The 12,131-nt window shown below is 61.0% G+C and carries 15 protein-coding genes; all 15 read right to left on the reverse strand.

From position 1 onward, the window contains the following. Positions 1-25 precede the first annotated feature (25 nt). A complete protein-coding gene (locus HGI30_RS12380) occupies positions 26-496 on the reverse strand; it encodes a flagellar basal body-associated FliL family protein (RefSeq protein ID WP_168907845.1) in 471 nt (156 codons plus the stop codon). Positions 497-501: 5 nt separating this feature from the next. Further along, complete coding sequence (locus HGI30_RS12385; protein ID WP_168907846.1) at positions 502-720, reverse strand: flagellar FlbD family protein; 219 nt, start codon at positions 718-720, stop codon at positions 502-504. A gap of 81 nt (positions 721-801) precedes the next feature. Further along, positions 802-1,617 carry a flagellar hook-basal body complex protein gene (locus HGI30_RS12390; protein WP_168907847.1) on the reverse strand — a complete coding sequence of 272 codons (816 nt, stop codon included), beginning with the start codon at positions 1,615-1,617 and terminating at the stop codon, positions 802-804. 76 nt (positions 1,618-1,693) lie between these two features. Further along, positions 1,694-2,188: a flagellar hook capping FlgD N-terminal domain-containing protein gene (locus HGI30_RS12395; RefSeq protein ID WP_168907848.1), complete on the reverse strand. Its 495-nt coding sequence runs from the start codon at positions 2,186-2,188 to the stop codon at positions 1,694-1,696. 21 nt (positions 2,189-2,209) lie between these two features. Beyond that, complete coding sequence (locus HGI30_RS12400) at positions 2,210-3,679, reverse strand: flagellar hook-length control protein FliK (protein WP_168907849.1); 1,470 nt, start codon at positions 3,677-3,679, stop codon at positions 2,210-2,212. 17 nt (positions 3,680-3,696) lie between these two features. Then, a complete protein-coding gene (locus HGI30_RS12405) occupies positions 3,697-4,590 on the reverse strand; it encodes a MotE family protein (protein ID WP_168907850.1) in 894 nt (297 codons plus the stop codon). A 65-nt stretch (positions 4,591-4,655) separates the two neighbouring features. Continuing rightward, positions 4,656-5,105: a flagellar export protein FliJ gene (fliJ, locus tag HGI30_RS12410; RefSeq protein ID WP_168907851.1), complete on the reverse strand. Its 450-nt coding sequence runs from the start codon at positions 5,103-5,105 to the stop codon at positions 4,656-4,658. 8 nt (positions 5,106-5,113) lie between these two features. Continuing rightward, positions 5,114-6,433 carry a flagellar protein export ATPase FliI gene (fliI, locus tag HGI30_RS12415; protein ID WP_168907852.1) on the reverse strand — a complete coding sequence of 440 codons (1,320 nt, stop codon included), beginning with the start codon at positions 6,431-6,433 and terminating at the stop codon, positions 5,114-5,116. Beyond that, the gene (locus HGI30_RS12420) at positions 6,430-7,275 is read right to left on the reverse strand and encodes a FliH/SctL family protein (protein WP_235680117.1); all 846 of its coding nucleotides are present in this window, start codon (positions 7,273-7,275) and stop codon (positions 6,430-6,432) included. Before HGI30_RS12420 ends, fliI begins: the two co-directional genes overlap by 4 nt. Continuing rightward, positions 7,268-8,281 carry a flagellar motor switch protein FliG gene (gene fliG / locus HGI30_RS12425; RefSeq protein ID WP_168907854.1) on the reverse strand — a complete coding sequence of 338 codons (1,014 nt, stop codon included), beginning with the start codon at positions 8,279-8,281 and terminating at the stop codon, positions 7,268-7,270. The genes HGI30_RS12420 and fliG overlap by 8 nt, the downstream gene beginning before the upstream one ends. A 13-nt stretch (positions 8,282-8,294) precedes the next feature. After that, complete coding sequence (gene fliF, locus HGI30_RS12430; RefSeq protein ID WP_168907855.1) at positions 8,295-9,860, reverse strand: flagellar basal-body MS-ring/collar protein FliF; 1,566 nt, start codon at positions 9,858-9,860, stop codon at positions 8,295-8,297. Between the two features lie 38 nt (positions 9,861-9,898). After that, positions 9,899-10,207: a flagellar hook-basal body complex protein FliE gene (gene fliE, locus HGI30_RS12435; protein ID WP_168907856.1), complete on the reverse strand. Its 309-nt coding sequence runs from the start codon at positions 10,205-10,207 to the stop codon at positions 9,899-9,901. A gap of 45 nt (positions 10,208-10,252) precedes the next feature. Next, entirely contained in the window at positions 10,253-10,699 is a 447-nt protein-coding gene (flgC, locus tag HGI30_RS12440; protein ID WP_168907857.1) for a flagellar basal body rod protein FlgC, read from the reverse strand. A 3-nt stretch (positions 10,700-10,702) separates the two neighbouring features. Beyond that, complete coding sequence (gene flgB, locus HGI30_RS12445) at positions 10,703-11,116, reverse strand: flagellar basal body rod protein FlgB (protein WP_168909857.1); 414 nt, start codon at positions 11,114-11,116, stop codon at positions 10,703-10,705. Between the two features lie 218 nt (positions 11,117-11,334). Beyond that, positions 11,335-12,105 carry a GTP-sensing pleiotropic transcriptional regulator CodY gene (gene codY / locus HGI30_RS12450; RefSeq protein WP_168907858.1) on the reverse strand — a complete coding sequence of 257 codons (771 nt, stop codon included), beginning with the start codon at positions 12,103-12,105 and terminating at the stop codon, positions 11,335-11,337. Positions 12,106-12,131 lie beyond the last annotated feature (26 nt).

Consider the following 12,131-nt stretch of genomic DNA (forward strand, 5'->3'; position numbering starts at 1 on the left):
ACCTCCTTGCCTGATGCTCCGGGCCTCAAATGTCCGTGAGAAGATAGTCGGTTATCGAAACCTTGACCAGCTTGCCCTCCGGCAGAATCTTGTTGACTTCGTTGAGCAGCTTCGCTTCAAGCGCGTCCTGGCCGGCCGAGCCTTGAAGATCCGCGGCTGCCGTATCGGCCAGGATGCGGTTGATGATCGGCTTGACCGCGATGTCCTTGATCTGGTCCAGCTCTTCTTTGGCCGCTTTTTTGTCCAGTTGGAACGCGAAGCTGATGATGACGAGCTTGTTCTCGTCCTTCAAGTTCCGCTTGATGTCCTTCAGCTCGAGCGTCACGCCGAGACGCTCCTCCGCCGACATCGGCTTGGCCGCGGCGGCGACAGGCTTGCCTTCGCCTTCGGCCGTCTTCGGATCGCCGAGGACCGAATTCCACAGAAACACCGCCACGACGGCAATCAGAGATATGGCCAGCAAGGTCGTAATCAACCAGGGAAGCATTTTTTTCATCGCGGTTATTCCTCCGTCACTGCGCCCTTCACGGAAGCGGCCAGCAAGCCGATGGACCGTTGATACTCGACGATCCGGGCTGTCAGCACCTCGGCCGATTCCTGAATGACCATTTTTTTGCCGGTGGTCAGCGTAAGGAGCGTATCCGGCGTTTCTTCGATCAGCTCGATCAGCAGCGCGTTGATGGTGAGGCGGCTGCCGTTCAGCCTCGTTACTTGTACCATGGGACTCCCTTCTCGATGAACGGCCCCGCGTCGCCGCCGGCTCTGCCGGCGATGCAGGCGCGAGGCCCGAAGCTTCATCCGTTAGCGCTTGAGATTGACCAGCTCCTGCAGAATCTCATCGGAAGTCGTAATGATGCGGGAGTTCGACTGGAAGCCGCGCTGGGCCACGATCATCTCGGTGAACTCGCTCGTCAGGTCCACGTTGGACATTTCCAGCTGTCCGGCCACGATCGTGCCGGTGCCGGTCTCGGCGTCACCCGGCACGCCGATCGCCAGCTCCTCCACGTTGGAGTTCACGGTCGAGCGGTACAGGTTGGCGCCCATCTTCTCGAGTCCGTTCGGGTTCTGCACCTGCACGACGCCGATCGTCGCGATCTCGTCGCCGGTCGTGCCGTCGGCGTTGATGCCGACGATCGTGCCGCTCTTGCCGATCGAATACGCGCTTATGCCGGCGAGCGAGATCGGCTCTCCGTCGGAGCTGAGCACGAGGCCGCCGTCGGCCGTCACGAGCTGTCCTGCCGCGTCGACGGAGAAGTTGCCGGCGCGGGTCAGGTAGAAGCCGTCTTCCATGCCGGCCGGACGGACGGCGAAAAATCCGTCGCCGTCAATGCGCAGGTCGGTCGGAACGTTCGTCGTCATCGCGCTGCCCGCCGTGTGGAGCGTGTCGACCGAAGCGACCGTGACGCCGAGTCCGATCTGCTGCGCGTTCTTGCCCCCGCGCACGCCGTCTTCCGACTGGCTCGCCCCGGAGACCGTCTGGCTGAGGATGTCCTGGAACATGACGCGTCCGGCTTTGAAGCCGACCGTATTGACGTTGGCGATGTTGTTGCCGATGACATCGAGCTTCGTCTGGAAGCCGCGCATGCCGGAGACGCCGGAGTACATCGATCTAAGCATTTGAAAACCCTCCTGAATGAGTGATGTTGTTGACCTGCTTGCATGGATTCATCGCGATCCCCCAAGGATCGTCCGTTCAAGCCTCAGCCGAGTCCGCCGCTGCGGGCTCCGTCTCGGAACCGTCCGGCTCCGCTTCCGCCTCCGCGCCGTCGACCTGCTTGACGGCATCGAGCGGGATGCTCGAGCCGGCAGAGATGATATATTGCATGCCGTCCTTCAAAATGATCGACTCCACGATTCCGCTTTCCGTCACCAGCTTGCCGGCCGCGTCATACACGTCCCACTGGACGGTTCGTCCGATCAGGTCCGATGTCAGGCCGAGATTCTGCCCCTGCAGATTGAGCTGGCCGGAGATGTTGGACAGCTGCTCGACCGACGAGAACTGGGCGAGCTGAGCGATATAGGTCGTATTGTCCGCCGGCTTGAGCGGGTCCTGATATTTCAGCTGCGCGACGAGCAGTTGAAGGAACGCGTCCTTGCCCATCGTCGAGTTGTCCATGCTCGTCGCCGCTGCGGAAGCGTTTTTCTGGCTGATGTAAGGATAGATCGCGTTTACAGAGCCTTGAGCCATGCTGTCATTCCTCCGTTCGGCCTAAGCCGTCTCATTGACCGATCGCCCGACCCCGAGCTCCCGAATCGCCGTTTGCGTCGCGAAATCGGCTTCTCGCAGCGCCGCCGACGGCTCCGTCGAGCGGCCGCCGTCTCCAAAGTTCTGTCCCCGGCCGCCGCTTCCGCCTTGCTGCTGGCCGAAGGAAAGGCTCGTCTGCAGCTCGCCGCTTCCGACCTCCATCCGATCGACCTGGATCCCTTGAAGCTGCAGCGACTGCCGAAGCTGGGCCAGCTGATTCTCGATCGCTTCGCGCGCTGCGGGAGAGTCTGCGAGGAAAATGGCGGTCAGCTGGCCTTGATGCAGCTGAAGCTTGATGTCGACCTGTCCCAGATGCTCGGGGTTGAGCAGGATCCGCGCTTCGCTCGTCTGTCCGCTTGCCGTGATGTCGAGCTTTTGGAGCATGACGTCCGCCATTTCCTCGGCGAACCGTCTCATCGATACGACCGGCATCGCGGCTGCCTGCGGCCCGGATGAAGCCGCCTGCGGCTGAACCGCTGCGGCAGGAGCGTTCGTCGGCGGCGCTTGCTCCGCCGAAGCGGAAGCCGGAGCCGCGGCCGGCGAGGCATCGGCGGCAGAAGTCGCTTCCGCGGCCGGAGCTGCCGACGGCTTCGCTTCCAGCGCGGCCCGGACTTGGGCCGAAGAGGCGCTGAGCCGCTCCAGGAAAGCGGCCGGTGCCGTCTTCACGGTGATGGCTGCCTGTCCGTCATCGGCAGCTTCGGCGGAGGCTCCGGAGGAGGACCGCTCCGATCCGTCCAGCAGCTCGCCGAGCTTGGCGAGCTGCTGCCGAACGAGCGCGGAGGCGTCGAAAGCTCCGAGCTTGAGCGGCTTGCCGTCCTGCAGCGCTTGATGCAGCACGAGCAGCGATTCCAGCACGAGCGCCTTGCCCGCCGATGCCCCTTGCACCGGTTCTGCCGAGCCGGCCTGTTCCGTGCCGGCGGATGCCGGCTGAACCTGCGGGACGGGAAGGCCGAGCAGCGCCAGCAGCGCTCCAAGCTCCGAAGCGGCTGCGTCCATCGCCTCGTCCGAGAGCGGGGCGTCCGCCTGCTGCTGCTCGGCCAGCTGGTCGAGCAGCTCGTCCAACCGGCCGAGCAGCGCGCTTGGCGCCGTTTCGCCGGCTTCGCCGCCCGCTGCCGCATCCAGCGTCTCAGCCCCGGTCGCTTGCGTCGCGTCGGCTGCTGCGGCTTCTGCCGAGCCGGGCATCATCCCGGCCAGCTGCGCGATCGCCGCCTGCAGCAGAGACGCCGCATCTCCTTGCCCAGCAAAGGCTGCCGCGCTGACGGCACCGGCTTGTCCCGCCGCAGAGGCGGATGGTCCGCCGAGCTGCACCGAGCCGATCAGCTGCTGAAACGAAGTTCCGGCGGCCGAGCCTGATCCCGGCTTTGCCGCGGCGGCTCCGCCCGTCGCCGTTGTGCCGGCTGTCGGAACCGCTGTCGGCGTCATCGCCATTTCCATGCGTCATCCCTCCTCGATCATTTCCCGGCCATCAGCTTGGAGACCAGCTGGGAGGTGAGTTCATTGTTCGTCTTGGACATCTCCGCTACGATCGCAGACCGGGTCGCATCGCTCACCGAGCTGAGGATGCGCAGCACCTTGCTCGCGCTCACGTCGGCCATCTTGAGCAGAAGCGGCGCAGCCTGGGCGGCGTTCATGCTCTCGAACGTCTTGGTGAGCTGCTCCTGGTTCAAGACGGCCGAAGCCGTCGCCGTCGAGGTCGCCTCCAGTTGAAGACGCGACTGCAGCGCGGCGATCTGCTGATCCTTGACCGGTTCGCTGTCCTTCATGCGAGCGGCGGTTTGAGCCGCACGCTTTGGATCCATCTTCGCCAGGATCGCTCCCTGCGCCCGGCTGTCCATCGTGCCGAGCACGAGCACCGATTCCTCCAGCGTCATGTTCTCGAGGATCGGGGCCGCCTTGCTGGCCGTCATCGAGGCGAACATGCCGGCGAGCTCGCCGATTTTGCTTTGATACTGTTCGGCGCTGAGCTTCTCGGCGTCGCTCGTTGCGATCAGGCCGTCGATCTGCTGCTGCAGCGACTTCACCTGAGCTTCAAGGCCGATCTTCTCGGAATCCGCCGCTTCAAGCTTCGTCTTGGCAGCGGCCAATTCCGCCTGCAAGCTCGACAGCTTCTTCTCGTCCTGCGCCTGCTCCAAGGCAGAGCCTTCCTCGCTGGAAGCATCCCCGGGCAGCAGCGCTCCGACGACCGGAACGTCCCTCCCGGCATCGAGCAGCCTATCCCTCAGCGACGGATTGAAGACGACGAACAGCACCATTACGAGCACTAGCGTAAAGAGAAGCGGCGTAACGAAGAACAGCATTCGTTCGATTCCGCTGTAGCCTTGCTTTTCCATCTCATCTTTTGCCACTTGTCATCCCCCCCGGGGGCGCTGCGCTTCCCCGTCTTCCTGCGCCCGAGCGCTTCTGGCACCTGTCAGGACTGAGCCATGCGGGCATGCCGCTGGACCGCGATCTCGTCCAGCTCGGCCTGCTCTCCGGCCAGCAGGGCGCTTTTGAATTTCTGCCACGCCTTTTCCTTGGACCTCATCCAGATCTTCTCCTGGACCTTCCGCTCCGACAAGATTGTCCGGGACTGATCGACTTCCTTCTCCGCCTCCTGGACCTTCTTCTCCTTGAGGCAGATCGTCTTGTCCAGATGGCGGATGAAATGCTGGATCTGCTGCAGCTCGTCCAGCGTGCTTCCACGCTCTCCCTGCCGGATCAGCTTCTCCTCCCATCGCCTGCGCTCGCTTCTCAGCTCCTCAAGGGACATCTCTTCCGCTTTCAGCTGGCCGAGAGCGGCGCTGAGTCCCCATTCGGCTTGCGTCGTTTCGCTTTGCTTGAGATTGACGATGCTTTGATAGGCATATCGGAATGCCGCCATAGGTTCGTTCAGCTCCTAGTGAAGTGATCCGTCAGCTGTCGGACGGTCTCATCGAAGTCGTCCTTTTCGTCTGTCCGCTGCCGGGTGAAGCTCTGGATGAAGTCCATCTGCGCGACCGCCTCGTCGATATCGGCGTTGGACCCGCTCTGGTACGCCCCGATATGGATGAGGTCCTCCGAATCTCTATAGACAGCGAGCATGCGCTTGAGCGCCGTCGCCGCCTGCTTGTGGCGCTCGACGACGATCTCGTTCATGACGCGGCTCACCGAACTCAGCACGTCGATCGCCGGAAAATGTCCTTTGTGCGCGAGATCCCGGCTCAGCACGATATGTCCGTCCAATATGCCCCGCACCGCATCCGCCACCGGCTCGTTCATGTCGTCCCCGTCCACGAGCACCGTATAAAAAGCGGTGATCGACCCGCTCGGCCCCGTGCCGGCTCGCTCCAGCAGCTTCGGCAGACCTGCGAACACGGATGGCGTATAGCCTCTCGTCGCAGGCGGCTCGCCGATGGCCAGCCCGACTTCACGCTGCGCCATCGCATATCGCGTCACCGAGTCCATCATGAGCATGACGTTCAAGCCGCGGTCTCGGAAGTATTCGGCGATCGTCGTCGCGATGACGGCGCCCTTGATCCGGATCAGCGCCGGCTGATCCGATGTCGCGACGATGACGACCGAGCGGGCAAGCCCTTCGGGACCGAGATCCTTCTCGATGAACTCGAGCACCTCCCGGCCCCGTTCGCCGATGAGCGCGATGACGTTCACGTCGGCCGCCGTATTGCGGGCGATCATGCCGAGCAGCGTGCTCTTGCCGACGCCCGATCCGGCGAAGATGCCGACCCGCTGGCCTTGTCCGACCGTCAGCAGCCCGTCGATCGCCCGAATCCCGATGCCTAGCGGCTCCTTCACGCGCGGACGGAACAGCGGGTTGCTCGGCGGTGCCGTCGTCGGGTAGCGCACCATCCGGCTGGGGATGAAGCTCCCGTCCAGCGGCCGGCCCAGGCCGTCAAGCACCTTGCCCAGCAGCTCCGAGCCGACCTGCACCGTAAGCGGCTTGCCGGTCCCGACGACGTCGCAGCCGGGGCCGATGGCGTTGAGCTCGCCAAGCGGCATGAGCACGAGACGGTTGTCGCGGAAGCCGACGACCTCGGCCAGCAGCGGCGGCGCTCCCTTACCCGGATAGATTTGACAGACGTCTCCGATGCTCGCATCCGGCCCTTCGCTCTCGATCGTCAGTCCGATCACTTGCGTCACTTTGCCGTTGACCCGCACCGGATCGATGCCGCCGAGATGCTCGATATAGCGGGATGCCTCAAGCTTGCTCATGAAGCCGCCTCCTGGCTCTCCCGCTGCTGCGCCAGCTGCACGAGCTCGCGCTTGATCTCGGCAAGCTGCGTATCGATCCGGGCATCGATGCTGCCGAAAGCGGAGCGGATGACGCAGCCGTGATCTTTTACGCTGGCATCGGGCAGTATCTGCAGCTCGGCCTGCGAATCGATCGACAGCTCGAGCTCGTCCCGCGCCGCCTGGACGGCAGCCAGCTGCGCCGGCGCGACGCAGAGCACGATGACGCCGTGCTCCTTGCGGCGGGAGAGCGCCTTTTTGACAAGCTCCGCCGCCCAGTCGGGCTCAAGCGTCAGCTGCCTGCCGACAAGCTTCTCGGCGATCGCGCAGCTCAGCTCGATGAGAAAGGGCTCCGCTTCCTGGATGATCTGCTCTCTCATGGCGTAGGATGATTCCAAAATGCTCGACGCCTCCTGGATGCGCTGCTCCCACTCTTCGCGCAGCTGCTTCTCGGCTTCGTCGCGGCCTGACTGAAATCCGGCTTCGTAGGCTGCCGCTCGAACCTCTTCGACCAGACGGTCGTCGTCCGCTCGTCTCGCATGCCACCATTCATCCAGTTCGCGCTGGGCCTGATCCAGCACCTCGGCTGATTTTCGCGCCGCATCCGCGATGGTGTCGTCGGCAACGCTGCGGGCGTCGTCCAGCACCTGCCTTCGCAGCCGATCCGTCGCCTCGTCGAGGGTAGGCTGCGGCAGAAGCGCTTCGCCCGCCTCGCCGTCGCCCGTTGGGAGAGGCGCCGACAGGCCGGCACGGACATAGAATCGGTCGAGCGGCTGAATGCCGCCCTTGGGCCGGACATAGGAAGATTTGATGAGATTAGACAATGATGTCATCTCCTCCGCCGCGGGCGATGATGATGTCTCCGGCTTCTTCCAGCCTGCGGATCGTCGCTACGATGCGGGTCTGAGCTTCTTCGACGTCACGCAGCCGCACCGGACCCATGAATTCCATCTCTTCCTTGAACGTCTCGGCCATCCGCTTGGACATGTTGCGGAAGATCGCTTCTCTGACCTCCTCGCTCGCGACCTTGAGCGCGAGCTGCAGGTCCGCGTTCTCGATGTCGCGGATGATGCGCTGGATCGAGCGGTTGTCGATGCTGACGATGTCCTCGAAGACGAACATCCGCTTCTTGATCTCCTCCGCAAGCTCCGGGTCCTGGATCTCGAGCGAGTCGAGGATCGTCCGCTCGGTGCCGCGATCGACGCCATTCAGGATCTGCACGATCGAATCGATGCCGCCGGCATTCGTGTAATCCTGCGTGACCGTCGCCGAAAGCTTCTGCTCGAGCACGCGCTCGACCTGGGCGATGACGTCCGGCGAGGTGCTGTCCATCAAGGCGACCCTGCGGGCGACATCCGCCTGCTTGTCCTGCGGCAGCGAGGAAAGGATGTGCGACGCTTGATCCGGCTGCAGATAGGACAGCACGAGCGCGATCGTCTGCGGATTCTCGTTCTGGATGAAGTTGAGGATCTGCGTCGGCTCCGCCTTGCGGGCGAAGTCGAACGGCCGAACCTGCAGCGTCGCTGTCAGGCGGCTCAGCACTTCCTGTGCTTTCTGCGAGCCGAGCGCTTTTTCGAGAATGTCCTTCGCGTAAGCGATGCCGCCTTGAGAGATATACTCCTGAGCCAGGCAAATCTGGTAAAACTCGCTCATGATCTGGTCGCGCTCCGAGCTGTCGACCTTGCGGACGTTCGCGATCTCTAGCGTCAGCTGCTCGATCTCTTCCTCTCTCAAATTCTTGAAGATCTGAGCGGACACCTCAGGGCCGAGCGTAATGAGGAGAATGGCTGCTTTTTGTCGCCCGGTCAGGGCCTGCATCGATTTTGACATCGCATGAGCCCTCCTATTCTTCTACAAGCCACGTGCGGAGCAGATTGACGAATTCATCCGGCTTACGCTTGGCGAGAGTTTCCAGATTTTTGCGCACCTGACTGTCGTTGTTGACGCTGTCCAGATTGATCGAAGGATACTCGACTCGCGGTGGCAGCTCCTCGATCATTTCTGCGGCCGCATTCTGCCGTCTTTTGCGGATCGCGAAGATGATGCCTGCCGCGAGCGCCGCTGCCGCGACTCCGATCGCTGCCCACCAGGCTCCGGACAGCCCTGCCGCGCCGGACGGCGAAGCCGCTTCGGCGAAGTTCTGGCCGATGACCGCAACTTTTTTGGAGATCAGCTCGTCATTGGTTACATCCTGGCCGGAATCGATCAATTGCGACCGGACGAAAGAAGTCAGATACTGGGTGATTTGATCCTGCGTTTCCTGGTTTAATAAGGTAGTGGGCAGCCCTACGCTGATGCTGAGATCCTTTACCGCATAAGGACCGCCGACGACGGTATTCTTGATGCGGTTCACGTCGTAGTTGGTCGTGCGGTCGCTTCTTTCGGAGGTGCTTGACCCCGTCGAGGACGAGGAGTAGTTCGGCACATCCGTCTCGCCCGTGCCCGCGATGCCTCCAGGCTGTCCCGACGAGCCTTCGGAGCTTTCGGTCGTTTCCTGCTGGCTGATGATGATTCCGTTGTTGCCGTTGTCGTCCAGCGGCTTGACGAGATCCTCGACCCGATTCGTTTGGTCGAAGTTCAGGCTGCTGGTGACGCTGACGACGAGGTTCTCGCTCCCGAGCATCGGCCCGAGGAATTGTTCGATCGTGCGTTTCAGCTCCGCCTCATATTTCTTCTTGATCTGGAAGAGCGAATCCGCGCTTCCCGAATTGCCGAGGACGCCGCCCGCTTTGTCGGAGGGGGCGAGCTCGCCTTGCGGGCTCGTGATCGTGATGTTCTCTGCCATCAGGTTAGGCACGGAGGTTTTGACCAGATTGAAGTACCCGTCGATCTCATCCTGACTCGGGCGGAAGCCCGGCTTGAATTTCATGACGACGGAGGCGCTTGCTCCGGACTCATCTTCGGTTTGCGCGAAGACGCTCTCCTTCGGCAGATTCACGACCACTTTCGTGGAGGAGACGCCTTGCATCGCGTTCAGGAGCTGCTGGATTTCGCCGTTAAGCGCGTTTTTATAGCGGACATTGAACTCGTTGTCCGTCATGCCGAATTGCGACGAGCTTGCACTGAATGCCTCGAAGCCGATCGAGCCGTTTTGGACGAGGCCTTGCGATCCCGCTCCTACGCGGACCCGATCCGCCTCGCTGCTCGGCACCGCGATCGAGCTGCCGCCGTTTTCGAGCTTGTAGGCGACACTGCTGCTGTCCAGATAATTCATGATGGCTTGCGCATCCGTCGTATCCAGCTCGTTGAATACCGTCTCGTATTGCGTCTTGCTCAAGATCGACGTCAGCAGGATTATGGTGATGACCAGCACGCCGAGCGTGGCGCCGAGCCAGATTTTCTGCCTTTTCCCCATCGCGCCCCAATAATTCTTCACCGATGCGCTATATCGGGCTATCGTTTCATTCACGTTTTCACCCCGCAGATTGCTGTACCCTCAGGCAGATCCTAGATTTGCATGCGCATGATTTCCTGATAAGCCTCCACCGCTTTGTTCCGGACCTGCGTGACGAGCTGCAGGTTCAGCTGCGCTTGCTGCGAGACGATCATGACCTGCGAGATGTCCGTTTGGCCAATCAAATACTCATTGTTGACCTTATGTACGGCATTCTCCTGCGCGCTTGCTCCGTCGATCGCGTTTTTGAGCATGCTTGCAAAGCTTTCGGTAAGCTCGCTCGGACTTCCGGCCGCAGGCTTGGACGCCTGGGCGATCGATGCCGGCTGGTTCACCTGCGAGAGGGCGATCGGCTGAATCATCGTACGTTTCCTCCTCCATCCTGTTTCGACGGGATCATGCCCGGCTTACTTTCCGATTTCAAGCGCCTTGACAAACATGGCCTTCGTCGCGTTCAGCGCCGTCACGTTTGCCTCGTAAGCTCTCGAAGCCGAGATCATATCGACCATTTCTTTCATGACGTCGACGTTGGGCATCCTGACATAACCGCTCGCGTCCGCATCCGGATGGCTCGGGTTATAGACAAGCTTCTCCGGCGACTGGTCCTCCACGATCCGTGTCGCTTTCACGCCTTTGCCCGCCTCGCCCATCTCGCTGCGCAGCATGGAGTCGAAGCTTCCGTTTTTCATCGGCTCCAGCACGACCATCTTGCGCTTGTAAGGCTGGAACTGCCCGTCGACGAAAGAGCCGCGCGTCGTCTCGGCATTGGCGATATTGGAGGAGATGACATCCATCCTCAGCCGCTGGGCCGTCAGCGCGGAGGCGCTGATATCGAATCCGTTGCTCAGCTTCATCGCTTATCCCCTCCCGTCCATGGCAGTCCGCATCATCGCAATCTCATGATTGATCTGCTGGACGTAGGAATTGTATTTCAACTGGTTTTTGGCCTGCAGCGCCATTTCCCTTTCCACATCGACATTGCTGCCGTTGTTGTTCATGACGGAAGTTTCATCCGTCACGAGAAGCGGAGTCGGAATATGGGTCCCGAGGCCTGCCGGAAGATGTCTCTCATTGATTTTTTTTAGGTCTAAAGTCCTTCTTTCTGACGTCCCAAGCTGGTCTGCCAGCAACTCTTCGAACACGAGCTCCGAGCGTTTGAAAAACGGAGTTTCCGCATTGGAAATGTTGTTTGAAATCACCTGCTGTCTGGATTCGGCAGCCCGCATCGCGCCGACCAGCCTGCTGAAATCCGCGCCTCCCAAGACATTCAACGCCTCTTCACCACTTTCTACGACGTTATCTATAACTTGATATTCCACATTTCTTTCGACAATCCTTCTTTCTTCGACATCGAAAATTAAAAAAATGAGAATTCAATGTCGAGATTTGCCGACACGCTTATCTTCCTAAATTTCCATATTTATTACAATGAGAAAAAAGCCCTATCTTTATATGAAGATAGGGCTTTTTTGGGTCTTTCGTCCTGTATTCAATTCTTTAATTTGCTTAATTCTTCCAAAAGTTGATGATTCAGGATGCGGATATAGGTCCCTTTCATCCCAAGCGATCGCGTTTCGATAACTCCGGCGCTTTCAAGTTTGCGTAGCGCGTTTACGATGACGGATCTAGTAATTCCGACCCGGTCTGCGATCTTCGATGCGACGAGCAGGCCTTCCTTCGCCTCGAGCTCGTCGAAAATATGCTCGACCGCCTCCAGCTCGCTGAATGACAGGGAACCCATCGCGACGGCGACGACGGCCCGGCTTCTGGCCTCGAGGGCCAGTTCTTCCGCCCGCTCGCGCAGAATCTCCATTCCGACGATCGTCGATCCGTATTCGGCCAGGATGAGATCGTCGTCATCGAACGCTCCGCTCGGCCGGGAGAGGACGACCGTCCCCAACCGGTCCCCGCCGCCCGTCACCGGTACGACGCTCATGATCTCCTGCGTCCCCATGAACGGAAAGACGGACGAGATGCCTGGATCTGGCTCGACATTGGTCGCCGGCTCGCTCATGATCAGAAACCGGCTGTTGCTGTCGGCGGGAAAGCGCGGTTCATCCGCCGCCATGCTGCGGAACTGCTCATGATCGAATCGATCGACCGCCGCGCAGCCGAGAATTTTGCCCCTGCGGCTGACGACGAATACGTTGGCTTGAATGACCGTGCTTAGCACCTCTGCCATTTCCCTGAAGTTCAGCGCCTTGCCTGCCGCTCGCTGCAGCAGGCGATTGAGCGTCCTTGTCTTGGTCAATAAAGTCATTGGTATGGTTGCCCCCCGAACCCCTC

The organism is Paenibacillus albicereus, assembly GCF_012676905.1.
Classification (GTDB): Bacteria; Bacillota; Bacilli; order Paenibacillales; family Paenibacillaceae; genus Paenibacillus_O; species Paenibacillus_O albicereus.